This window comes from Cellulomonas uda, from assembly GCF_006538705.1.
GTDB classification, from domain to species: Bacteria; Actinomycetota; Actinomycetes; order Actinomycetales; family Cellulomonadaceae; genus Cellulomonas; species Cellulomonas uda.
The window spans coordinates 1-22,352 of the sequence record NZ_BJLP01000027.1; the positions used below are offsets into that span (position 1 = coordinate 1).

General features: G+C 70.1%; 23 protein-coding genes, 1 tRNA gene and 2 pseudogenes. 17 read left to right on the top strand and 9 right to left on the bottom strand.

The window, feature by feature from the left end; translation table 11 throughout:
* Nucleotides 1-255 precede the first annotated feature (255 nt).
* The 3 genes from CUD01_RS09045 to CUD01_RS09055 all read left to right on the top strand — a co-directional run bounded on the left by CUD01_RS09045 (nt 256) and on the right by CUD01_RS09055 (nt 2,062).
* Entirely contained in the window at nt 256-921 is a 666-nt protein-coding gene (locus CUD01_RS09045) for a hypothetical protein (protein WP_243861198.1), read from the top strand.
* 202 nt (nt 922-1,123) lie between these two features.
* Nucleotides 1,124-1,642, top strand: a complete 519-nt coding sequence (locus CUD01_RS09050; protein WP_141320440.1) for a hypothetical protein — start codon at nt 1,124-1,126, stop codon at nt 1,640-1,642.
* 135 nt (nt 1,643-1,777) lie between these two features.
* Entirely contained in the window at nt 1,778-2,062 is a 285-nt protein-coding gene (locus CUD01_RS09055) for a helix-turn-helix domain-containing protein (RefSeq protein ID WP_166772154.1), read from the top strand.
* Between the two features lie 58 nt (nt 2,063-2,120).
* Here CUD01_RS09055 and xynA read toward each other — a convergent pair whose 3' ends face one another.
* A complete protein-coding gene (gene xynA, locus CUD01_RS17245; RefSeq protein ID WP_280525814.1) occupies nt 2,121-3,068 on the bottom strand; it encodes an endo-1,4-beta-xylanase XynA in 948 nt (315 codons plus the stop codon).
* A gap of 442 nt (nt 3,069-3,510) precedes the next feature.
* Here xynA and CUD01_RS09065 point away from each other — a divergent pair, with 442 nt between their 5' ends.
* The 3 genes from CUD01_RS09065 (at nt 3,511) to CUD01_RS09075 (ending at nt 6,187) form a co-directional block, all read left to right on the top strand.
* Nucleotides 3,511-4,068: a hypothetical protein gene (locus tag CUD01_RS09065; RefSeq protein ID WP_141320445.1), complete on the top strand. Its 558-nt coding sequence runs from the start codon at nt 3,511-3,513 to the stop codon at nt 4,066-4,068.
* Between the two features lie 131 nt (nt 4,069-4,199).
* A tRNA-Arg gene (locus CUD01_RS09070) sits at nt 4,200-4,272 on the top strand.
* A 229-nt stretch (nt 4,273-4,501) separates the two neighbouring features.
* Nucleotides 4,502-6,187 carry a hypothetical protein gene (locus tag CUD01_RS09075; RefSeq protein ID WP_208405556.1) on the top strand — a complete coding sequence of 562 codons (1,686 nt, stop codon included), beginning with the start codon at nt 4,502-4,504 and terminating at the stop codon, nt 6,185-6,187.
* A gap of 64 nt (nt 6,188-6,251) precedes the next feature.
* On the opposite strand, the gene CUD01_RS09080 is transcribed toward CUD01_RS09075, so the two are convergent.
* Genes CUD01_RS09080 through CUD01_RS17250 form a run of 3 tightly spaced genes read right to left on the bottom strand, consistent with a single transcriptional unit; the run spans nt 6,252 to nt 9,352 of the window.
* Complete coding sequence (locus CUD01_RS09080; protein ID WP_141320447.1) at nt 6,252-7,394, bottom strand: tyrosine-type recombinase/integrase; 1,143 nt, start codon at nt 7,392-7,394, stop codon at nt 6,252-6,254.
* Nucleotides 7,394-7,606, bottom strand: coding sequence for a helix-turn-helix domain-containing protein (locus CUD01_RS09085; protein WP_141320449.1), 213 nt, complete (start codon nt 7,604-7,606; stop codon nt 7,394-7,396). The genes CUD01_RS09080 and CUD01_RS09085 overlap by 1 nt, the downstream gene beginning before the upstream one ends.
* A gap of 36 nt (nt 7,607-7,642) precedes the next feature.
* The gene (locus CUD01_RS17250) at nt 7,643-9,352 is read right to left on the bottom strand and encodes an ATP-dependent DNA helicase (RefSeq protein ID WP_279589742.1); all 1,710 of its coding nucleotides are present in this window, start codon (nt 9,350-9,352) and stop codon (nt 7,643-7,645) included.
* Here CUD01_RS17250 and mobF point away from each other — a divergent pair.
* On the top strand, nt 9,318-10,289 hold the full coding sequence (gene mobF / locus CUD01_RS09095) for a MobF family relaxase (RefSeq protein ID WP_243861197.1): 972 nt from the start codon (nt 9,318-9,320) through the stop codon (nt 10,287-10,289). The two genes, CUD01_RS17250 and mobF, sit on opposite strands and share 35 nt — an antisense overlap.
* 25 nt (nt 10,290-10,314) lie before the next feature.
* Here the strand turns inward: mobF and CUD01_RS17380 are convergent.
* Nucleotides 10,315-10,740, bottom strand: a pseudogene (locus CUD01_RS17380) (relaxase domain-containing protein); the annotation flags it as partial.
* A 7-nt stretch (nt 10,741-10,747) separates the two neighbouring features.
* Here CUD01_RS17380 and CUD01_RS09105 point away from each other — a divergent pair.
* The 5 genes and pseudogenes from CUD01_RS09105 to CUD01_RS09125 all read left to right on the top strand — a co-directional run bounded on the left by CUD01_RS09105 (nt 10,748) and on the right by CUD01_RS09125 (nt 15,935).
* Nucleotides 10,748-11,116 carry a DUF2750 domain-containing protein gene (locus CUD01_RS09105; protein WP_141320451.1) on the top strand — a complete coding sequence of 123 codons (369 nt, stop codon included), beginning with the start codon at nt 10,748-10,750 and terminating at the stop codon, nt 11,114-11,116.
* A 191-nt stretch (nt 11,117-11,307) separates the two neighbouring features.
* Nucleotides 11,308-11,592 carry a helix-turn-helix domain-containing protein gene (locus CUD01_RS09110; RefSeq protein WP_141320453.1) on the top strand — a complete coding sequence of 95 codons (285 nt, stop codon included), beginning with the start codon at nt 11,308-11,310 and terminating at the stop codon, nt 11,590-11,592.
* A complete protein-coding gene (locus tag CUD01_RS09115) occupies nt 11,582-12,667 on the top strand; it encodes a protein kinase domain-containing protein (RefSeq protein WP_141320455.1) in 1,086 nt (361 codons plus the stop codon). Before CUD01_RS09110 ends, CUD01_RS09115 begins: the two co-directional genes overlap by 11 nt.
* Nucleotides 12,664-14,361 carry a tetratricopeptide repeat protein gene (locus CUD01_RS09120; protein ID WP_141320457.1) on the top strand — a complete coding sequence of 566 codons (1,698 nt, stop codon included), beginning with the start codon at nt 12,664-12,666 and terminating at the stop codon, nt 14,359-14,361. Before CUD01_RS09115 ends, CUD01_RS09120 begins: the two co-directional genes overlap by 4 nt.
* 253 nt (nt 14,362-14,614) lie before the next feature.
* Nucleotides 14,615-15,935: pseudogene (locus CUD01_RS09125) on the top strand (ISL3 family transposase).
* A gap of 288 nt (nt 15,936-16,223) precedes the next feature.
* Here CUD01_RS09125 and CUD01_RS16530 read toward each other — a convergent pair.
* Entirely contained in the window at nt 16,224-16,373 is a 150-nt protein-coding gene (locus CUD01_RS16530; RefSeq protein WP_166772153.1) for a hypothetical protein, read from the bottom strand.
* Between the two features lie 264 nt (nt 16,374-16,637).
* Here CUD01_RS16530 and CUD01_RS09130 point away from each other — a divergent pair, with 264 nt between their 5' ends.
* On the top strand, nt 16,638-16,958 hold the full coding sequence (locus CUD01_RS09130) for a hypothetical protein (protein WP_141320459.1): 321 nt from the start codon (nt 16,638-16,640) through the stop codon (nt 16,956-16,958).
* A 141-nt stretch (nt 16,959-17,099) separates the two neighbouring features.
* The gene (locus CUD01_RS09135; RefSeq protein ID WP_280525815.1) at nt 17,100-17,516 is read left to right on the top strand and encodes an endo-1,4-beta-xylanase; all 417 of its coding nucleotides are present in this window, start codon (nt 17,100-17,102) and stop codon (nt 17,514-17,516) included.
* Nucleotides 17,517-17,665: 149 nt separating this feature from the next.
* On the opposite strand, the gene CUD01_RS09140 is transcribed toward CUD01_RS09135, so the two are convergent.
* A complete protein-coding gene (locus CUD01_RS09140) occupies nt 17,666-18,406 on the bottom strand; it encodes a DUF4839 domain-containing protein (protein ID WP_166772152.1) in 741 nt (246 codons plus the stop codon).
* A 170-nt stretch (nt 18,407-18,576) separates the two neighbouring features.
* On the opposite strand from CUD01_RS09140, the gene CUD01_RS16535 reads away from it, so the two are divergent.
* On the top strand, nt 18,577-18,741 hold the full coding sequence (locus CUD01_RS16535; protein ID WP_166772151.1) for a hypothetical protein: 165 nt from the start codon (nt 18,577-18,579) through the stop codon (nt 18,739-18,741).
* A gap of 103 nt (nt 18,742-18,844) precedes the next feature.
* On the opposite strand, the gene CUD01_RS09145 is transcribed toward CUD01_RS16535, so the two are convergent.
* Together CUD01_RS09145 and CUD01_RS09150 are read right to left on the bottom strand one after the other, a co-directional pair.
* Nucleotides 18,845-19,087: a toxin gene (locus CUD01_RS09145; RefSeq protein WP_141320464.1), complete on the bottom strand. Its 243-nt coding sequence runs from the start codon at nt 19,085-19,087 to the stop codon at nt 18,845-18,847.
* Nucleotides 19,084-19,323, bottom strand: a complete 240-nt coding sequence (locus tag CUD01_RS09150; protein WP_141320466.1) for a ribbon-helix-helix protein, CopG family — start codon at nt 19,321-19,323, stop codon at nt 19,084-19,086. The genes CUD01_RS09145 and CUD01_RS09150 overlap by 4 nt, the downstream gene beginning before the upstream one ends.
* Before the next feature lie 94 nt (nt 19,324-19,417).
* Between CUD01_RS09150 and CUD01_RS09155 the strand changes: the two genes are divergently transcribed.
* Both CUD01_RS09155 and CUD01_RS09160 read left to right on the top strand, forming a co-directional pair.
* The gene (locus CUD01_RS09155; RefSeq protein WP_141320467.1) at nt 19,418-19,828 is read left to right on the top strand and encodes an OsmC family protein; all 411 of its coding nucleotides are present in this window, start codon (nt 19,418-19,420) and stop codon (nt 19,826-19,828) included.
* A gap of 318 nt (nt 19,829-20,146) precedes the next feature.
* The gene (locus CUD01_RS09160; protein ID WP_371860776.1) at nt 20,147-22,330 is read left to right on the top strand and encodes a DEAD/DEAH box helicase; all 2,184 of its coding nucleotides are present in this window, start codon (nt 20,147-20,149) and stop codon (nt 22,328-22,330) included.
* The last annotated feature ends 22 nt before the right edge of the window (nt 22,331-22,352 follow it).

Consider the following 22,352-nt stretch of genomic DNA (forward strand, 5'->3'; position numbering starts at 1 on the left):
GAGCCGATGCGCTCGACCCACAGGCGGGTGCCGCCCGCGTTGGCGGGCGCTCGCGAGGGGATCGGCGCAGGCACGGGAGCGGCCGCGTCGGGGCTCGTCGTCTGGCTCGGCGTCTGGCTCGTCATGGGCCGATCCTCGCACGGGGCGCGGCTGCGCGCGGGGGGTGCGGGGGCGGTGCGATTGCGCAACGACTACGGATGGCCCGCGGTCGCGCGCTCGTCAGGCTCGCGACGGTTCGTCCGGTTCGGGTGGGCCGTGAGGGGGTCGCGGGTGGTCGTCGGGGTGCGCGTCGGGGCGCGGGGCGCAGCGGTGCTGCGGTGCGCGGCCGCCGCCGGGCTGGTCGTCGCGGTGTGCGCGGGGTGCTCGTTGTTCGACCGTGAGGAGGAGGTCGACCAGGGGCGCAGCCCCGCGCGCGAGGGGGCCGCACGTGGGGCGTGGCAGGCTGGTGCCGTGAAGCTCTGGGGCCGCAAGGAACGCGTGACGCTCGAGGTCGACGACGGCTTCCACGTGGCCGAGGCGCCCGCGCTGCAGCGCGCGATCGTGCAGGTCCTCGGCGCGGACAAGACCGGCGGCGTGCCGGTCCCCGCGGAGCTCCAGCTCGAGCCGGGACGCGGCGACGCGCTCGTCGTGGTGTGGCGCAACATGATCGTCGGCTTCGTGCCGCCGGAGCGCGCCGGCGGTCTCGCCGCCCGGCTCCCCCGCGGGCGCGCCGTGGGCGTGGTGCCCGGCTGCGTGCACCCCGAGGTGCACGACGTCCCGCGCGACGGCGACGACCGCCACGGCGTCCTGTGGCGCATCTGGGCCGGACCGGTCCCGGAGGTGTTCCCCGAGGTCCCCGAGGGCCTGGACCGCCTCGCGGTCCCGGAACGCACGATCCTCGGCATCCCGCTCAGCCGGATCCACACCCCACCCCCTCACTGACCCCACCCCCGCCACCCACCACCCGCCCCCAAACCGCCCGCACCACCCGCACCGCCCACCCACCGACGCCGAGTGCGCACGTCGCGGTTCGAGTGCGCACGTCGGGCGTGCGCGCTCGCGCAGGAACGTGCGCACTCGGCCGGGGGATGGGGTCGGGTGGGGGGTCGGGTGGGTGGGGTGAGGGTGGGGTGAGGGCGGTGGGGTGGGGTGGGTCAGGGGTGGCGGACTCCACGCACGCCGCGACCGGCGCGTCCCTGCTGCGGTCGCCTACAGCGAGCGGTACCGCTGGGGGGTCGGCGAGATCGCGACGATCGACGCGCTCATCCGCCTGTGGTCGGGGGACCTGCGCCCGCTGGCCATGGCGGAGGACCCCGAGGGCGGGGCGCCGCTGGACCGGGTCGCGGCGCAGGTCGCCCGCGGCATCACCGGCATCGCGTTCGGCGTGTGGTCGCAGGCCGCGACGGACCTGCGCGCCGCGAACGCGCGCCTGCGCGTCGACGACTCGCGCGCCCTCACCGCGTACACCACGGCGGCCGAGGCGCTCGCGGTCGCTGCGAGCGGCACCCCGCGCGCGGCCCACCATCTGCTCGACCAGCTCGGGGCCGTCCCGCTGCGCGCCGCCGCCGCGCTCGAGCCGGAGATCCGGCTCACGCGCCTGGACGCCCTGACGTGGCTGCACGACGGCGACCCCGCCGCGGAGCCCGCGGCCCTCGCGTCGTGAGCTCGCGAGCGCGGTGCGCGGCGCGTCGAGCTCGAGGCCCTGCACCGCTGCGTCCGCGCCGGCGACCCCCCGCCGGGCGTCATCGAACGCGTCGACGAGCTCGCGACCCTCGTCGAAGGCCCGCGCGCCGTCGCCGTGGCGGCGCACGTCGCCGCGCTCGTCGCGCAGGACGCGGACCTCGCGCGCATCGCCGAGCGCGAGCTCAACCGGTGCGGCCTGTGGCTGCCGCCCGTCGAGCCGCCCGTCGCCCTCAACCCGCGCGAGCGGGAGATCGCCGCGCTCGCCGCCGGCGGCATGACGAGCCGCGCGATCGCCGCCCGCCTGACCCTGTCCGTGCGGACCGTGGACTCGCACCTGGCCCGCGTGTTCACCAAGACGGGCGTGCACTCCCGCGAGGGTCTGATCGCCGTCCTGCGCTGACACAGGCAGGGGCGGGACCGCTCGTGCGGCCCCGCCCCGTGCTTTATGCGTCCGTGCGTCAGCAGAACGCGCTGGGCGTCCAGTTCACGTTGTTCGGACCCTTGTAGTAGGTCACGCCGAACGTGTTCCCCGAGCCGTTCGGGGTGAACGTGTTCCCGTTGCGGTTCGCGTTCCAGTGGTTCTGGATCGACTGGCCGTTCGACGGGTACACCGTCACCGTCCAGCTGTTCGAGCCGGAGACCGTGTAGGTGACGTTGAACCGGTCACCCCACTCCTGCGTCTTCGTCGCCGAGACGGTGCACGACCCGCCGCCGCCGGTGTTGCCACCGCCGCCGCCGCCCGTGTTGCCGCCGCCGCCCGAGCCCTCGGACACCGTGATGTTCGACGAGCCCGAGGACTGGTACCCCTCGGTCGCGAGGATCTGGTAGTTGTGCGACCCCAGGTTCATGCCCTTGGAGGCCCACGCGTTGAAGTGGTTCGCGGCCGTGATCGTGCCGCCGGTGCGCTTCTGCTGACGCACCGACCAGTACTGGTAGAACGTCGCCGTGCCCTGGATCGAGGGCTGGTTCACGCGCTGCGTGCGGTAGATGTCGTACGTCCCACCGTCGGAGTTCACCGTGCCCATGTACGTGCCCGTCGGGCGGTACGTGCCCCAGTTGTCGACGATGTAGTACTCGATCAGCGGACCCGTGGTCCACCCGTACAGCGTCAGGTACGCGTTGCCCGACGGGTTGAACTGCCCCGAGTAGGACACCGCACGGCCCGACCCCGTCTGCCAGCCCTTGCCGGCGACGAAGTTGCCCGTGTTGCGCCACGACGTCGAGTAGTTGCCGCCGGAGCCGAGCTCCATCGACACCGTGCCCTGCGAGTCCGTCCAGAACGAGTAGTAGTACCCGCCGCTGTTGCCGGTCTGGTTGGACGTCACCGCCGCCGACGCCGGCAGCGCGATCGCCAGGCCCGTCCCGACGAGACCGGCGACGGCCACGCCTGCGACGAGCTGCTTCACGGACCGGCGACGATGCTTCGGACGCCGGAGGGTTGCGAAACTTGCGGTCATTCTGCACTCCTTCGTGCGGAATCGTGGATCGGGGAGACGCGGCGGACTGTTGCCACCTGCTGAGCCGCTGACCTGCGGCTTCAGTGATCGATCCACACCGATGACCTGCCCGAGGACCTTCCCCTGCAGGGCCTTGCCTGCCGAGTGTGTGCCCGATGGTCCGGGATGGTCAAGATGCCGGACATGCACTTTCGTGCGCTGAACCGGTTATCTTTCGAAGAGTAGGCCTCCGGGGCGCGTCGGTGCTTCTCCTGCCGCGCGGCCACCAGATCGGGCATCAGGCCGCTCGCGCTCTGCCGCGGCCTTGTCGAATGCGCGGGGCCCGGTTCAGCCGCACCCCATGTCAACCAATGGTTGACATCCTTTGTCAACCATTGGTTGACTGCCCGCCATGGACATCCGGACGGCGCACCAGGCGCTCAAGGAAGCCCGTCGCAACCTCGACGCGGCGGTGCAGGCGGCACGAGCCCAGGGGCGTACCTGGGCGCAGATCGGTGAGGAGCTCGGCATGACCAGGCAGGCAGCGTTCAAGCGATTCGGCCGACCCGTCGACCCGAGCACCGGTGACGAGATCACGCCGCGCTCAGTGCGCGACGTCGTCGATCTCACCGAGCGCGTCTTCGCACTCATCGCCGCAGGCGACTACGACCAGCTCACCCCGCTCATGCACCCGCAGACGCTCCAGGAGATCCCGCCGGCACTCATCGCGGACACGTGGCGCAAGGTCCTCACCGAGGTCGGCGCGCTCGAGCGTTGCGAGGGCACGCACGTCGAGCTCCCCGGCGGCACGGCCATCGAGTCCGACGAGCAGGTCGTCGGCACCGTCGTCGGCGCCACCACGCTCGAGTGCGAAGCCGGCTCCCTGCACGGCCGCGTCGCCGTCTCCGACGACTCGCGCGTCGTCGGCATCCTGCTGGTCCCCACCGACCACGGCCCGCTCCCGTTCTGACCGCGCCGCTCCGGTAGGCTTCCTGCGTCCTTGCGGTCGCCTACCGGCGCTGCGGGGGCTCGCAAGGATCGCCACGGCAGTCACGCGGCCCGAGCCGAACGCGGCTCCGCTCGCATACTCTGCGGGATCCCGCGCCTGTAGCTCAGGGGATAGAGCACCGCTCTCCTAAAGCGGGTGTCGGCAGTTCGAATCTGCCCAGGCGCACAGAGGTGTTGTTGCAGGTCAGGGGCTGGATCGGCGCCGCGACGGCGGCCAAGTGAGTGTCCGATTTGTCGGGCACTGGTCAGCGTGTGGTCAGCGACTTGTCTCAGGACGTGGACAGCCCGGTCAAGAACGTGGACGGACGCCAGCGGACGACCGTGGACTCACAGCGACGATGTGCCCGGTCGAGTCTGCACCCGTCTGCAGAACTGGCCGCTAAGCGCCTTCGGGCGTGGTTGGCTCGTACCTCGTGACCGATGGAGACGAACGAGGGGGCGCGTTGGATCATCACGAGGCTGTTGCGGCGCTGAGGCAGATTGACGAGCGCGAGACCAGCCAGACCAACGGTAGTGGTCCCTGGACCGTGGTTTACGACAGTTGGCACCACTCCCGGGATCGAAACGGAGGTCGCTTCGCTGCCTTCGCGAGGCCGAGCTACCGCGAGCGGGCAATGCAGAGCGCCACATGGGACCTGAGAGTTGGGGGCGGCTCGCCGGGGTTCTCGCAGCATAGCGAGGACGGCGAGTGGGTGAGCACGTACCACCGTAACGTCGACGGACCGGATCTTGAACCACTGGTTCTCATTCAAGAGATGTATGGCGTAGTTCCCGATGCATACCTCATTTCTGAGGAGTTTCGGCTACTGATGCGCCTGTGGGAGGACAAGGCAACCGGAAACTTCTACACCGTCGGCGGTGACGGATCCAAGGAACTTGCGATCGAGTTCGACGGCCAACGAATCAGAGTTCGTACCCCTCTCCTGCGTCGCTATCAGGCTGCGCGTCAACTAGACCTTCTGCTCTTCTCGGACACTCGCATCTTCGTGGACACCGACGAGAGCCCTGAGGCTTTCGACGAACTGCGTGAAGAAGACCATGTCGAGAACGACTCCGTGGTATTCATGGGAATCGGCGACATTGACTTCCGTCGGGCGCAGGTATTCTCGCGATTGCTGGTCAAGCGGGTGTTGCCGCCGCCTCCGCAAGAGAAGAGCGGTATCTGGCCGTGGGATGGCGACGACGAGGAGTATCCGGAGTTCATCATTGGCGAGGACGACCATGGGCGTCCCATCAAGTTCACGTGCGAGAAGGACAAGCTTGCGAACTACTTCGGCAAGAATCCGGATGCGCCGCACTACCTGACACCCGTGTTCTTTAGGCCCGAGGTTCTAAAGCGCTACTACGACGACCCGAAGCTGTACTCGGTTACAGATGGGCGGCTGTCGTGCGGATCGCTGTGGGGTGTCCAGATTGACAACGGCAACCCATCGGCCGTGATGGTGTTCCTGGGTGACATCGGTCGTGACATTCCGAGCAGCCATCGGGATCACTGGCGCGCCTACAACATCCCGCCAGTGTCGAGGATGAGCGAGTCCACGTTCCGTCGATCGTTCCTCGCACAGTCTGCTGAGACAGAGAACGCCGAGCATCTCTTCAAGAATGCATATCTTGCGACCCAGTTGGCCTGGACCGAGAAATGGGGATGGGGACTCTACCGCGATGCTGAAGGGAGTGACGCGGAACTGATCCGACGCGTTCGTATCCCTCTCAACAACACCGACACCGAGTTCGAAGCGCAACTCCTCGGCCTCGCCAAACTGCTCGTGGATCTCCTGAATGAGGCGGAGATTGCAGCGGGGTTGCCGCCTGTCAAGAACGAGAAGGGCATCTCGAAGCTCGAGCGATTCCTGGAAGCCGCTGATTATGAGTATGTCGATCGTGACATTGCGCTTCTGCGGACCATCCAGAATCTGAGGTCGCGCATTGCTGCCCACACGTCAGGATCGAGCGGTCAGGCGTTCCTGGCCGAGGAGCTAGACGGGCTGAGCAAGCCCGAGTTCATCGAGAAGCTCATGCGGGCCGCTACCAAGATGTTCGCTGACCTTTCGGAGCTCGCACCCCAGCGACCGGAATCATGACCTCGCCACGCCGCCGCGACGAAGGACTCGTCTGACCTCGGCGAAGGTCTGAAGGGCGCCGGCCTCAGTCCGCGGTGTCGGCGGTTGAGTCACGTGGCGGCTCGATCGCCCGCGGCGCCTGCATCAGCGGGATCACCGGCAGCCGCTCCATCGCCTGCCAGGTGGCCTCGCTGAACAGGTGCCCGTACAGGTCCATCGTCATCGTCGCGGTGGAGTGTCCGAGGATCACCTGCACGGCCTTCACGTCCGCCCCCGCCGCGATGAGCAGCGATGCGGCGGTGTGCCGCAGGTCGTGGATGGTCGTCCCCTCCACCCCGGCCCGCCGCGTGGCCTCCATCCAGCCCGACCGCGCCCGGAAGTTGGTGTTGGTCCACACGCCGCCGGTCGGGCTCGGGAAGAGGTACCCGCCCGGGGCGGTGAAGGCGACCCGCGTCCGCACGTACTCGTCCAACGCCGCGGGCACGGGCACCGTCCGGGTCTGGTGCGTCTTGGTCGGCCCGAACACCGCCCCGCTGGTCCGCTTCGACTGCGTCGCCGCGCGGTGAACCCGGACCCCGAGCCCGTGCGGGGTCTGCACGACGTCGTCGACCCGCAGTGCCGCCATCTCTGAGAACCGGCACCCCGTGGTCCCGAGGAACAGCACGACTGGCTGGCACAGCGGCTGCACCGCCATGACCAGCCGGCCGAGCTGGTCGGGCCGCAGCCAGTGCGGCTCGCGCTTGGTGCCCCCGCGCGGCAGCGCCACCATCCGCGCGACGTTCACGGACAGCCGCCGGTCGCGGATCGCGTAGTCGAACACCAGCCGCATCATCGACAGCGCCCGACGCCGCGTCGCCGTCGCCAGCCCGCGCGCCGTCAGCGCCGACATGACCCGCTCGACGTCGGCCGCCGAGATCCCGGAGATCGGGTACGCCCCGATCTCCGGGATCACGTACTTGTCCAGCAGGAACCGCGTGGTCTCCTGGCTGCGCATCGCCAGGTGACCGCGCGAGGCCTGCCACTCCTCGGCCAGCGCCGCGAACGTCATCCGACCGCGCGCCGGGTCGATCCACGAGCCGGCGTCCAGCTTCGCGAGCTGGTCGGCCTCCCAGCGCTTGGCATCGACCCGGCGCCCGAACGACCGCTGCGCGATGACCCGACCCTCGAAGAACACCTTCGCGCGCCAGGTCACGCTGCCCGTCGGGTGCGCCCGCCTGGTGACGGACATCAGCGCCGCTTCACCGGCATCGTCGGCTCGCGCTCGACCCACGCCGCAGGGAGCAGGATCACCGTGCCGAGCCGCCGGAACGGGATCTGCTCGTGCTCGACCAGGTGGTACAGCGTCCGGGGCGGCACCCCGAGCACCCGCGCCGCGTCCTTCACGCGGTAGTACTGACGGGCCGGGGCGGCCGGGACGGTGTGCTGTGCGGTGGTGGTCATGACCTTCTCCTTCTGTTGGGTTGGGTGTGGCGGTGGTCAGCGACCGAGCACCGGTCCATCGGCGGACGGCGGCGGCGGCGCGGTCAAGGGATGCGGCGCGGGCTGTGGAGGCCAGGGGTTCCGCGGTTGCTGTGGATGCACGGGCGGCACGAGGGGCGCGGCGCGGCCGGGGTGGTAGGTGTCCCAGGTTTCGGTGGCGCTGGGCTCGGTGTGACTCGTGGCGAGGATCTGCTCGAGGACCTCGCGGCCCGACGACGGCGCCTGGCCGGGCAGGCAGTCCGGGTCGCCTTGGTCGACGACGACGTAGGCCCGGTTGATGTGGCGGCCGCGGCTCATCGCGACGTACAGATCCTCGCGACCCATGCCGGGGGTGGCGATGGTGTGGGTCTCGTCGACGGTGATGCCCTGGGTGCGGGCGACGGTCGTGGCGTAGCCGAGCTCGACGTGCTCGGCGACGTACTCGGCGGGCAGGCGGACCGGGGCCGCGTTGGCGTGGCCGGCGGGCCGGACGCGGAGGGACCCGTCGGGCAGGACGGCAGTGACGTCCCAGAGGGCGCCGTTGCGCACGAACCCGTCGGCGGTGGTCAGGCGTCGGTGGTTGCGGCGGGTGACGATCCGGTCGCCGAGGCCGGCCGCCAGCCCGTCGTGCAGGCTCGCCCCGGAAGGTGCGACGTGGCCGGTGGTGAGCCGGTCGGCGCGGATCCGGGCGTTGAGCTCGCGGACGGTCCGGTTGTCGACCGCCTGCAGCACCGCAACCCTGCCGTGCTCCGCCGCGGAGGTGACGGCGTCAATCGCGGCGTCGAGCATGGCGTCGTGGTCGCCGGAGGTGATGGCGCCGTGGGCCTCGTAGGCGTCGAGCGCAGTCGGGTGGGCACGGCGGAGCTCGAGGCTGGCCCGCGCCTCCCACGGGTTCGCGAACCGCCAGAGGCTGGTGAGCTCGGCGGTGGGTCCGCGGCGGGCGAGCATCCCGAACGCGCCGCCGGCGTCCACCGAGCCGCGTTGCAGGTGGTCCCCGACGAGCAGCACCTTCGCCGTCGCCGCCCGTGCCTGCTCGACGATCGCGGCTAGCGTGCGGGTATCGGCGAGGGAGGCCTCGTCGACGATGACGAGCTGGCCCGGGGAGAACCGCCACTGGTCTTGCTCGGCGCGCAGCCGCCAGTGCTCCTCGTTGGCCGCACGCTGCTCCCGGTAGTCGCGGCTGGCCTTGCGGGCGACGGCGTCGGCGTAGTGCAGGGCGCGAATGGTGGCTCCATCACCGGTGGACTCGTGCAGCCACTTCGCCGTCGTCTCGCACGGCACCCCGAGCGACTCCGCCAGCGCTCGCGCCGCGGTGGCCGACGGCGCCAGCCCGGCCACCGACCCGATGCCGTGCCGCCAGAACGAACTCAGCGCGGCGAGCGTGGTGGTCTTGCCCGACCCGGCCGGCCCGACCAGCACGTCGAGCAGCCGCCCGGAGGTGATGACGGCTTCGGCGGCCGCACGCTGGTCAGGGGCGAGGGCGCCGAGGTGGTGCTCGGTGCGCAGGGGGATGGCGCCGAGCATCTCCGCCGGCCGGTGCGGTGCGCCGGTGGTCTCCGCGGCGTCGATGAGGACCTTCTCCGCGCCGAGCAGCTCAGTCGAGGTGAACAGCGACTCCCCGACCCGCCGCGTCATCGGGTCGCGGCTGCCGTCCAGGTGCACGCACGCCGCCCCGGCCTCGGTGGTGATCGCGTTGAGCAGCGCCCGCCGCTCCGCGGGTGAAGCCATCCGCAGCAGCTTCGATGACGCGCTCGGCCGGCCCTATAGCCGGTTCGATGACGGGAAGCGTCACGCGGTCGTCGGGTTCGACCTCACGTTCACCGCGCCGAAGTCCGTCTCGGTTCTCTGGGTGCTGGCGGATGACGCGACCCGCGTCATTGTCTATGACGCGCACCGGGCGGCACTGGCGTCATCGCTGGAGTTCGTCGAGCAGCGCGTCATCCGCACCCGCATCGGCGAGGTGGGCCGTCATCAGGTCCGCACCCGCGGCATGGTCGCCGCGGCCTTCGACCACTGGGACACCCGAGCCGGTGACCCGAACCTGCACACCCACGTCGTCATCGCCAACAAGGCCCAAGGGCCCGACGGCGCCTGGCGGAGCCTGGACGGGCGGACCGTGCACGCCGCGGTCGTCACCGTGTCCGAGCTCTATGACGCGCTGCTGGCGGACGAGCTGGCGCGGCGGCTGCCGGTGGAGTGGTCGATGCGCGACCGTGGGCCGCGGCGGAACCCGGCGTTCGAGGTGGACGGGATCGGCGAGGATCTGCTCGCGCACTTCTCGACCCGCGCGGAGGCGATCCACTGCGCCGGGCAGGAGTGGCTCGCTCAGTTCGAGACCACCCACGGCCGGGCGCCGACCCGGGTGGAAACGACCCGGGCCCGCCAGCACCTCACCCGCGCGACGCGGCCGCCGAAGACGGTCCGTCCGCTGGCGGACCTGCTGGCGGACTGGGCGAACCGCGCCCGCGCGCTGACGGGGCTCCAGCCGCACGACCTCGCGGCCCGCGCCCTGGCCGGCGCCTACGGGCGGGCGTTGCACGCGCACGACGTCGGCCCGGAGGTGCGCGCGGCGATGGTCGCGCAGGTGCTCGATGACGTGTCGACGCGCCGGTCGGTGTGGACGACGTGGAACCTTGGCGCCGGGGCCGTGCGCGCGTCGCGGTGAGCGGGTCGACGCCGTCGCGGAACAGCGCCGTCATCGCCGCCTCCGTCACCACGGCGCCTGGGCGAAGTCGGCCTGACCCGTCACCCAGCCCTGCGAGGCCTTGCCCGTACCAGCGGCCGGCCGGGTTGCCCGTCTGCTCGTAGTAGGCGGTCAGTGACGCGCCAGCGTCGAGGCCGGCGTCGCCCACGGCGACGTGCCGGGTGAGGTACGCGTACCCGTCCCCAGCCGTCAGCTTGTGCATCGACATCACCGGCCCCACCTCCCCTCGCATCACCGTCGCTACCTGCAGGTGTGCGGCAGCGGGGAGAAGATGCGCACCTGCTGCCGCGGCGGCGTTCAGGAAGAGGTGTGCCAGCGGACCGACCAACCTGAGGCGGCCGGGGTAGGGCACGACCAGCGACGATTGCGGACAGCGCCATGCCAGCGGCGACTGGGCGGCGCATGGAACCATCGGGCACGTGAGCACCAGTGCGGCGCAGGCGGCGGCCTTCTACGACGAGGCGCTACGCGAGGGGTCCGTGTGGACGATCCGCGACGGCGCGGGCTACCCCGCCCCGCAGAACCCGGAGGGCGAGCGTGCTCAGCCCTTCTGGTCCCTTCGGAGCCGCGCAGAGCGAGTGGTGGCGGAGGTGCCCGCCTACGCGGGCTTCGTTGTCGAAGAACTGCCGTTGGCGCGCTTCCGGGAGCGCTGGCTTGCTGGGCTTGAGCGAGACGGGATCCGCGTCGGCCTCAACTGGTCCGGCACCCGAGCGACCGGCTACGACGTTCCCGCCGCCGACGTTGAGCGGAACCTGGCCGCCGCCTCGAACCGGCGCGCGCCCAGCTGAACTCGCTCCCTCGGACCGGCGCTGGAGCCGCGACAGAGCTCGATGACGGGCCGCGACTCCTCTTGCATCGAAGATGCATGCCGGGTTCTGACGGCCAGCCGAGCGCAACGTCGCGGTCGATCTGCCCCCTCCCGGGCCCTACCATCAAGATCCCAGTTGCCCAGAGGGCAACACTGCCGTAGAGTTCGCGGGTGGAGCGCCAGACGACAGCCGGCGAGGTCCTGCGACGCGCTCGGGAGGCCCGCCGTGAAAGCCTTCGTCAAGCGGCCGCGCAACTCGAGGTAGCGCCGTCTCACCTCTCTAGGCTTGAGCGCGGCGAGAAGAGTGCCTCGAAGGAACTGCTGTGGCGGGCCGCCCGCTACTACGACTTGAGACCGGAGGACGTCGGCGCGCAGGACGTTCCCGAGGACATCAGGGAGATTCTGCGCGCCCATCCAGAAATCGTCTGGGAGCTTAGGCAACGCTATGGGCAGTGAGGCTGACCTCTTCGTTGGGCGGACCCTGTCCGGTCGCTGGCACGTCGTCAAGGAGATAGGCGGCGGCGGGTTCGGGATGGTCTTCGCGGCCCAGGATCTAGTTGATGGGCGCGAAGTTGCAGTGAAGATGCTTCGCCTGACGTCCAGCTCTGATCCAGCTGCACGAACGGAGTTCGATGATGAGGCTCGCTTCCTGGAGCGACTGCGGGAGTGCAACTGTGTCGTCGACCTGCTGGATAAGGGTGAAGATATCCAGATCCTGAGCGCGGAGGGCCCCTCCGGCAAGGTCGACATTCCGTGGAACTTCCGCTTCATGGTGCTCGAGCTGGCGGATGGCTGCCTGACCCAACTGCTTCTCCTTGATGAGGCGACCTTCGCCTGGCGGGAGCGGCTCGGTGTCTTCCGAGACGTTGTCAAGGGGGTTCACCAAATGCACCTGAAGCAAGTCGTGGACCGAGACCTGAAGTCCGAGAACGTTCTTGTGTTCGCCACTTCGGGTTCCGCCGTGGCGGCAAAAGTCGCGGACCTTGGCCGCGCGAGGCTTATGACCGAACCGCCGCGCTTTCAGTCGGGCGAGTACCTTGTAGGCCGGGGGGACTTGCGATTCGCGGCACCAGAACTGCTTTGGCATCAAGGGCACGATTCAGACTTTGACTGGCGTGCAGTTGATCTTTATCATCTCGGGAGCGTTCTGTTTGAACTAGGAACGGGTGTAGGTATTACTTCTTCGGTGCTACCGGACAGCCTTGCCATCCTGCAGACGATGTATACTCGGCCAGACGCTGAGCGGGCTGCGTCGTTCCGCAGGAGCCTGCCAGAGCTCGCGGACCGGTACGAACTCGCTGCAGATCTCTTCGTTGCGGCAGCCCCGGCCGCAATTCGCCCGCAGTTGGCCTCGCTGCTGCGTCAACTTGTAAACCCCTCACCGCCCCAGCGCTTTCCAAAGGTCCAGGGCGTCTCCGACACGCGTCCCGGCCTTGGTTGGCTGCTTCGTCGCATCGACGTCCTCGTCCTTACCCTCGTTAACGCGGACCGCGAGGCCCGCCGGCAGTTGCTCAGGAAGGCGACGTCGTGACGCTCACTCTTGGTGCGACTACCGAGGTCAGGCGCCTCCCGGACATCGCGTTGGTCGAGCCGCAGGCCGCGGACGGCATCACGCCGATGTCAGAAGTGCTTGGGCTCCCAGAATCCGATGAGCCCCCTTTTCTCGTACAAGCCCGCATGTTGGTTGAAGACCATCCGCAGTCAGGCGTTGCGTGGGCGCGGCTCGCCCAGGCGGAGCAGGCTGTAGGTAATCATGAGCGTGCGATTGAGGGAGCGCAGCGCGGTCTCGCGCTTTCACCCAAGACCAGTGCCGCTGCACTTGCTTCGGTTAGCATCCTCGCGTCATACGGACAAGAAGGCGTTGACGAGATGCTCGCGTCGAGCAGCCACCCGATGGCTGCAATCCGATGGGCCCGTAGTGCGATAGAGGCTGGCAATGTTCCGCTCGCGTTCGAGCGCCTGGAGGGTGTGGAAACCTCGGCCGCACGAGCGCTTAGGGCGTACTGCCTCGTCGAGATGGGGGAGTGCGCTCGAGCCGTTCGAGAGTACCGTTTCCTGCTGCGACGCGGTCGGCGGACGCTCGATGTCCTAATCAACATGGGTGTTGCGCTCGCTCGCCTCGGCTCGTTGGAGAAGGCGATGAGCGTGACGCGGCAGGCCACGCTCCTAAGCCCGGCGAACACCGTCGCCAGTCACAACCTGGCTCGATACCTCCTATCGACGGGAGATCGGGGCGGGGCGGTCCGCGAGCTGGCGCGGGTGTCTAGCGCGGTACCCGGCGACTACAAGTCCGCTCTGTACAGCGCTTGGGCTCGAGCGAACTTCCTTCACGACCACCGAGGTGCGCTCGCAGCGCTTCTCGACGCTCGGGCGAGGTTCGCGAGGTCGGGAGATGATGCTGCGCGAGCGGAGATCGCTGGCTCGATCGCTTTCTTGCAGTTCCTACTGGGCGAAATCGATCGACCCAGGGCGCGCCGGTCGCTGGTCGCGGCACTCGAGCTGGCCGAGTTCGCATCGGGAGACCTGGCGCGAATGTATGCGACTTTCCTGGAGCGAACCTCTGACCTGCCTGCCCTCGACGACCTGCTGGCGCGGGCCGGCAACTCCGTCGACGATCTCGACCGCGCACTGTTGGAGACGCGTCGTGCCCTGCTCGCAAGAGACCCCGAGACCGCGACCGCCCGGGCGCTGGACGCCGCTTCGCTCGACTCGGAGGCCGGTACGGAGGCCGCGGCGACGGCCGCGTACTTGGTTGGGGAGGTAACTGGCGACTACCTGCAGGGGGCGGCTATTGCGGAGCGTGCCTTCAGGCGTAGCCCGGACGTCCCCCTCGCCAACAACTTCGCCTTCAGCCTCGCCCTGGCCGGCGAGCCACGGCGGGCGATGCGAGTGCTGGACCAGTTCGCGATCGAGGAACTCCCGTTCCACGGTGCGACGGTTGCCCTGACCCTCCTCTGCCTAGGTGCCATCGACGAGGGCATGGCCCTCTATGGTCGGGCGATTGAGATGACGCTTGCTGACGGTGATCCCACTACCGCCGGGTACATGCGCCTCCGTGCCCGCATCGCTCTCCGGCAAGTCGGGGCCGGTCACCCTGACGCATCTCCGGCGAGCATCCTCGAGGCTTGGCCGCGGGACGCCGGTGACCCTCGCTGGGAAGTGATGCGGCGCGTCGCTCAGCGCACCGGAGTCGTTGTCCCGGACGCCGGAGCCCTGAGCCGCTGAGGACCCGAGTTCGGGCTGCCGGCCGGTGACTCCGGTCTCGCCGCGTGCCCTGTGGTCAGCGTGTGGTCAGCGACTCCCCCGGAACGGGGTCACGCCACGAACTACCCGCATGTATTTCCGCAGGTCAGCGCGCTATCCGGCTCTTCGCCGTTGCGGTGGGGGTGACGGGTTCGGCGCGGTGGGTGTCGGGTAGAGGTCGAGGTCCCCGAGGATCAGAAGCGCCAACCACTGATCCGGACCTGAGGACCTCGACGTGTCAGACGCTACGGGGTGCGCCGGCGCGCGCCCAACCACCGATCCCTGCTCGCGCTGTGACCTGTTGCTTGGCCTGGACGACGTCAGTGTCGAGTCCGTCGAGCGCGGTGCGGTCGTGATGCGCGTGACGGTCTCGGCTGCGTGGCAGCTGATGGGATGCCCGGACTGCGGGGTCGTCGCGGTCAGCCGGGGCCGGCGCGTGCGGGTGCTGCGCGACGTTCCGCACGGTGACGTGCGAGTGCAGCTCGTGTGGCGGCAACGACGCTGGTGTTGCCTCGAAGCGAGATGCTCGCGCGGGACGTTCGCCGAGCAGGTCCCGGCCCTGGCCGCACCGCGCGCGGTGCTGACCCGTCGGGCGGTGACCTGGGCCGTCGGGCAGCTGTGCCGCGAGCACGCCACGATCGCCGGGCTCGCCCGCCGGCTCGGGGGTCGGGTGGGCGACGCTGTGGCGGGCGGTCAAGCCCGAGCTGCAACGACTTGCGGCCGACCCGTCCCGGTTCGCGGGCGTCACGTCGTTGGGGGTCGATGAGCACATCTGGCACCACGGTGACGTGCGCGAGCGTGGCCCCAAGGAACTGACCGGGATGGTCGACCTGACCCGTGACCAGCAAGGACGCGTCCATGCCCGGCTGCTGGACCTGGTCCCGGGCCGCTCGAAGAAGGCCTACGCCGACTGGCTCACCGAGCGAGGAGCCTCGTTCCGCGACCGGGTCAAGGTCGCGGCCCTGGACCCGTTCGGTGGCTACAAGGCGGCGATCGACGCCGAACTCGCCGACGCCACCGCGGTCCTGGACGCGTTCCACGTCGTCAAGCTCGGCACCGGCGTCGTCGACGAGGTCCGCCGCCGCGTCCAGCAGGACACCTGCGGGCACCGCGGCCGCAAGGGCGACCCCTTGTTCGGGATCCAGACCATCTTGCGCGCCGGCGCTGAGAACCTCACCGACCGCCAGCTCGCCAGACTCGAACGGGCGATCACCGCGCACGAGGCCCACCAGGAGGTCTACGTCGCCTGGCGCTGCGCCCAGGACCTGCGAGCCGCCTACCGCACCAAGAACACCAGCGAGGGCAGGCGCCGGGCCGAGAAGATCCTCGACTCGTTCCACACCTGCCCGATCCCCGAGGTCGCCCGCCTGGGCCGGACCCTGCGCCGCTGGCGCGAGGCGTTCCTGGCCTACTTCACCACCGACCGCGCCAACAACGGCGGCACCGAGGCCGTCAACGGCATCATCGAGTTACACCGACGCCTCGCCCGCGGCTACCGCAACCGCGACAACTACCGCCTCCGCATGCTCCTCGCCGCCGGCGCACTGACCACGTAGTCCCCACCGCAACGGCGAAGAGCCCCTTATGCGAACTTGTTGTGCACGTGAGCCCACGGGGAGCCCACAGGATGCGGTCGCCGGATCAGGTACTCGCCGCGGCGCGAGCCATCGACCCGGCGCACAGCCTGGGCGTGCCGGCCGACGTCATCGCGATCATGCTCCCGGCACGGGCGGCGTGGCGGGGGAGCACGCCGTGGCCTCCCGCCGAGGACCTCGCGCGGGTCGTCGCCACACCTCACGCACGGGACGTGGATGAGGTGCTGTGGCGGGCGATCAGGCGGCGTCTCAAGCCCTGACGACGTCGTCGGCGTCGAGCCACACCCACCGGATCCGTAGGCGTGGGTCGTCGACCTCGACGAGCACGTCCCGCCCAGCCCACGCCACGGCCTCCACGTCGCGGAGCTCCGTGCCGTCGTGCTCCCAGTGGAGCGTCACTCGGACGGGGACGGGCTGCGGGAGGTCGCGTTGGTGAGTGCGCTTCGGGATGGGGCGTGCGTTCGTGATGGCTTGCCAGCGGTCGCGGTGACGCCTCATCCCAGTCGAGGCGCTTGCCGATGCACTGGTGTGGTCACAGGGCCCGCAAGCCATCTGCGAGGCGCTCTGGGTCGACCCAGACACGCTCGAGGTGCGGATAGCGCACCTTCACCCCGCCGAACGCAGGTACATCACTCAACGGCTCGCCGCCCGGGAGGACGGGGCATGAAGACACCAGCACGACTCGCCGCAACTGCAGTGGCATTCATCGCGTGCGCTGCGTGCAGCAACACACCAGTGTCAGTGCATGACGCCACGCTCCGCTCCGCGCTGTCGTCCTGGGAGACGCACATCGAGAAGATCACCGGCGGGTCGGAGTTCCGCGCCACCATCGACACGGACCTCACCACGTCCGACCTTGGCCTCGGGACCGCGCTGGGGATGTGCCGGCAGATCGAGGCAACCGCCATCGAAGACCTCATGGTCGTGGTCATCAAGTCGACCGGAGGCAACGAGCTCGCGACGTGCAGCCCTGCCGAACAGTGAAGGAGTGGACGTGAGGACGCGCGTGCGACCCGCAGCATCAGCGAGCTCGACCTGCAGGTCTGGGAGGCGTGGAACGGCCAGCCCGAGGGCGACGACCGCTCCCAGTACCGGGACCTGAACGACCCGACCGTCGCGGACCGGATCTCGCGCGGTGAGTTCGACTACTGGGTCGGCAAGATCACCAACCGGGCCGAGCTCGAGAAGATCCAGGCGCAGCGGTTCGCCGAGTACTTCGCGGTCTACAAGAAGTACTCGCAGGACATCGACCGCGTGACGTTCTGGGGTCTGACCGACCAGCTAAGCTGGCGGTCGACGCACATCCCGCTGATCTTCAACAGCGACTTCTCCGAGAAGCTCGGTGCCGCGGCGGTCGCCAACCCCGAGAAGTGGCTCGGCGTGCGCAAGCCGATCACCGACACCTCGCGTCTCGAGGCGATCGTCGAGCAGGCCGAGGACCTCGACCAGCGGGCGTACACCGCCAAGAGCGCCGCCAAGGTCAAGGCCGCGCTCCACAGGCCGAGCACGTCCTGGCCAAGTCCGCGCCGCAGCGCGCGGTGAACGACGCGACCACGGCCCTCACCGCCGCGATCGCCCAGCTCCAGCGCCGCTGACAAGCCGGTCCGAGGTCCCACGGCCCAGGAGGAGTTCTGGGCCGTGGGGCCCGCCGGCCTGGCGCTGGGTGGTGCCGTCGCCCTGATCCGATACGCCTACCGGAACGTTGTCGCAATCGGCTCGATCATGAACAGACATCCGCGGTTCGCGTCGTACGTACCGACCTCGGCGACGATGTGAAGGTTGTCGCCGATCCCGACCGTGCTGGTGGGGCTGTCGTTCGTCCAGTGGAGGTCGCCCACCGTGTTGACGTCGCGGAACTGGAAGGCAGGCCCCGGTTGAGAGTTCTCGCTGAAGTCGCCCGCGGCGATGAGGATGTCGTACCGGGTGTTGTAGCTACCGTGGTTGTTCATGGCGACGATGCTGCCGTCGAACTCGATCGTCCTTCCCGCGTACTTGTCGGCGAAGTCGGCGATTCTGTCGCTGCAGTAGTCGGGATCAGCGAAGACCGCGGCCAGATCTGAGTTCGTCGCGGCGGTGAGAACGCCGGGCTCTGATGTCGTTGGATCCGGGTCCGGCGCGCTCTCGGCGGGCGGCGTAGTCTGCAAGGTCGGCTCGGCCGACCCGGGCGACTCCTCGGGATCGCCGCCGCACGTGCGATCCACGGTGAGTCGTGGCGTCGTCGTCATCTTCTCGCCGCGTGCGGGGGACTGCTCGCATACCTGCCAGTTCGACTCGACGACGACTCCGAACAGACCACCGCCCGTCACGTCGACGTCGTCCATGAACCCCGCGCTCTCGATCACCGCAAGTGCCTTGTCGAGCCGTAGACCCGTGACGTCCGGCATCTGGCCGGCGTCCTTCTCGGCTCCGCAGCCCGCGATACCGAGGATCACCGCGCACAGCGCCAATAGCCGAACCCGTTGCATTCCGATCCTCGATTCACGATGAGACTTGCTCCTCCATCGGTCGTCGCGCGCCGGTTGATGAGCGGCCGCGCCTGCCGCGGCGCCGAGAGTGTGATGCCGGCCTTGCGCCTGCGCATTCGCGGGTCGACCGTGAACTCATGACGAGGATCGAGGAGCTCGAGCGGATGATCGACGCCCTGCGGCGCCAACGGAACGACTGTGTGCCGAAGTCCAATCAGAATCCGCGGTACCTGCGGTACTCGAATGCGGTGTCGGCACTCCTGTGGCTCATCGACGACCTGCGGGCCGAGGAGTCGGTGTAGTTGACGGCGGATGCGAGCCGCGGTCTTTGAGAGGACTGCCGACCTCGACCCCGAGATCGCGTCCCGAGCTTCGCTCGTACGGCCCCGGGACTGGTCGCGCGGGCTAAGGCAGCAGGTCGAGGTACTTCCTGCGAGCGGGCATCGCGTGGATGACGAGCTCGTCGCCGCCCTCGAGAGCGAGCACCACGGTCTCGAGCAGCGTTGCTCGGGTGTCAAAACCCAGCCGCAGCTCACGGTACGGCGGACCGTCGTCATCGAGTGGCTCGACCCAGAGCGGCCACTCGGCGGCCTGGACTGCGTCCTCCGGCAACACTCCGTGCTTCAGCGCGCTGCGATGGATCCTCACGCGGCGAAGTGGGCGAGGGCGGCCCTGATCGCCTCGGAACGGGTCAGGTCGTGCTTCGCCGCCGCTGCGTCCAGGGCGGAGAGCTCCCCGGCCGTCAGGCGGACTGCGACGACCTGCATCGGTTCCGCGCCGCGACCGGGGCGACCTCGCCCGCGGCGCTTCAGTGCCTCGACGTCGTAACCCTGCTCGGCTTCGTCGGCCCAGGCCTGGATCTGCTCCTCGCTCACCATCCGCATATCGTATGACGAAAAAACTCCAATGACACCTCCCCGAGGACGGAACCTTGCGCCTCGCCGCCCCCACGCCCAACGATGGCGGGCGGGAGGGGTGATGGCGGAGGCGTACGGGGTCGTCGTGAGCGCGGGGAGCCTGCGCTCGTCGTCGGACGAGGCGTGGCGGCTGCCGCACCGGTGGACCGACGAGGGGGTCGCCGTCGAGGCGGCGTTCACGGGCGCGCACCTGCTGCACCTGGCCGCGGCGGGCTGCGTGCTCAACGACGTCTACCGTGAGGCGACGCGGCTCGGGACGGCGCTCGCGGGCGTGCGCGTCAGTGCGCAGGGCGGGTTCGACGACGAGTGGGCGTCCACGGGCGTCACGTACGTGGTCGAGGTGGACACGGGCGCGTCGTCCGACGAGGTGGCGCGGTTGCTGGCGGTCGTCGACCAGGTCGCCGAGATTCCGCGCGCCATCCGCGCGGGCGCGCCGGTGACGCGGACCGCGGAGCCCGGCGCCCAGGGGTAGCGCCACCGCGACGGGGCCAGATCGACCGGGTGAGATCGGGCTCGTCGTCGGCGGCCCGAGGGACCCGGCGGTACGATCATCCCGCCGGTGGGCGGAGCACGGCCCGGCCGTGCCGCAGATCGTCGCGGACTCGCCCCGGCACGGACACGACCACGGCGCCCGCGCACGCCCCACGCGGCGCCGACGCAGCTGCGCGATCGTGCGGCGGCGCTGATCGCAGCGCCGACGTCCCGCCCTCCCGGCGGCGCGCGGTTGGTCGGCCGGGCCCTCGTCGGGCTCGGCGACGCGCGTCCCCACGTGGACGCTGAAGGAGGAGACGTGGCAGGAGCAGGCCGAGGTCGGTCGGGTCGCGGAGGCGGTCAGGCCGGCGGCCAGCGCGGTGGTCAGACCGGCGGTCAGGCCGGTGGCCAGCGACGCCGTCCGGCGCGTCCCGACGACGAGGGCCTCATCCCGGTGCTCGCCGGGATCGCGCGTGACGTCGACAACGCGGTCAAGCGCCCGCCGACGCGCCCGGCGGTCCGCACGAAGTTCCAGGTCGTCGCGCTCCTCGTGCGGGAGGAACGCGCCCGCGTGACGGCCGACGAGACGCTCGGCCAGGCGAAGCGCACGCAGGAGCTCAAGCGCCTGGACGGCGTCGCGACGCAGCTCGCCAAGACCGCCGCGCGCGACACGTCCCTGCTGGAGCTGCTGCGCGAGGACGCGCGCGTCTCCGACGCGGCCCGGGAGTACCGGGCGTCGGTGCTGCGCGCCGGCGGCATCGAGCCGCCCGACGAGCCCGAGCCCGCACCGCAGGCCCCGCCGACGGCCGCCGAGGAGAAGCGCGTCATCCCGCAGTCGGTGATCTCGCGCCGCCTCGCCAACCCGTTCCTCGCCCCCGACTTCGAGGCGGCCGCCGAGCGCGCCGCGGCCCGCCCGCGCCGCCTCGCGGGCTGGGAGCTGCTCGAGCCGCTGTTCTGGTCGTTCGAGAAGGCCGCGACGGGCTCGCCCGCATGCATGGCACTCCCCGAGCCGACGCCCGGCTTCGTGCCGCGCGGCAAGGAGCTCATGCGCCACCAGGCGCAGGTCGTCGCGGCCGCCGCACGCGGTCACCGCACGTTCCTGCTGGCCGACGAGCCGGGACTCGGCAAGACCGCGCAGGCGCTGCTCGCGGCGCAGGCGGCCGACGCGTACCCGCTGCTCGTCGTCGTCCCGAACGTCGTCAAGACCAACTGGGCGCACGAGGTGAAGCTGTGGACCCCGCAGCGCCGCTCGACCGTGCTGCACGGCGACGGTGAGGACGTCGACGCGTTCGCCGACGTCGTGATCGTCAACTACGAGATCCTCGACCGGCACGTCGGGTGGCTCGGCGAGCTCGGGTTCCGCGGGATGGTCGTCGACGAGGCGCACTTCATCAAGAACAAGGGCTCGCAGCGCTCACGCAACGTGCTGGCGCTCTCCGAGCAGATCCAGCTGCGCACCGCGCGTCCGCTGCTCATGGCCCTCACCGGGACGCCCCTCATCAACGACATCGAGGACTTCCAGGCGATCTGGGAGTTCCTCGGGTGGATCGACGACGAGAAGCCGCTCGGTGCGCTCATGAACGCGCTGGAGGAGACCGGCCTGACCCCGGCCGACCGCGGCTTCTCCGCCGCCGCGCGCGCCGCGGTGATCGACATGGGCATCGTGCGCCGCCGCAAGATCGACGTCGTCGCGGACATCCCGGCCCGCCGCGTCGCGGACCTGCCCGTCGAGCTGGACGGTGCCGTCGGGCGCTCGATCCGCGCGTCGGAGGAGGCGCTCGCCCGCCGCCTCGTCAGCCGCTACCGCGCGGCGCTCGAGGCGCGCGGCGACACGTCGATCGGCGGGGCGGTCGACCACGACCTGGCGCGCCGCGTCGCGGCCGGCGAGCTCAAGGACTCGTCGTCCAAGAAGACCGGCGACAACGTGTTCACCATGGTCCGGCGCATCGGCCAGGCCAAGGCCGGGCTCGCCGCCGACTACGCCGCGCAGCTCGCGCGCAACGTCGGCAAGGTCGTGTTCTTCGCCAAGCACGTCGACGTCCTGGACGCCGCCGAGCAGACCTTCGCCGACCGCGGCATCCGGTCCGTGTCGATCCGCGGCGACCAGACGACGAAGGCGCGCGACAAGGCCATCGCGGCGTTCACCGACGAGCCCGACGTGCAGATCGCCGTGTGCTCGCTGCTCGCCGCGGGCGTCGGGCTGAACCTGCAGGTCGCGTCCAACCTGGTGCTCGCCGAGCTGTCGTGGACCGACGCCGAGCAGACCCAGGCGATCGACCGCATCCACCGCATCGGCCAGTCCGAGCCCGTCACCGCGTGGCGCATCATCGCGGCGCAGACCATCGACGCGAAGATCGCCGAGCTCATCGACGCGAAGTCCGGCCTCGCGGCCCGCGCGCTCGACGGCGCGGACCTCGACGACGCCGAGACCTCCACCGACGTGCAGCTCGAGGCCCTGGTCAGCCTGCTGACCGACGCCCTCGAGTCGGGAGTCCTCGCCTGACCGGCACGCTCGTCGCCCGGGT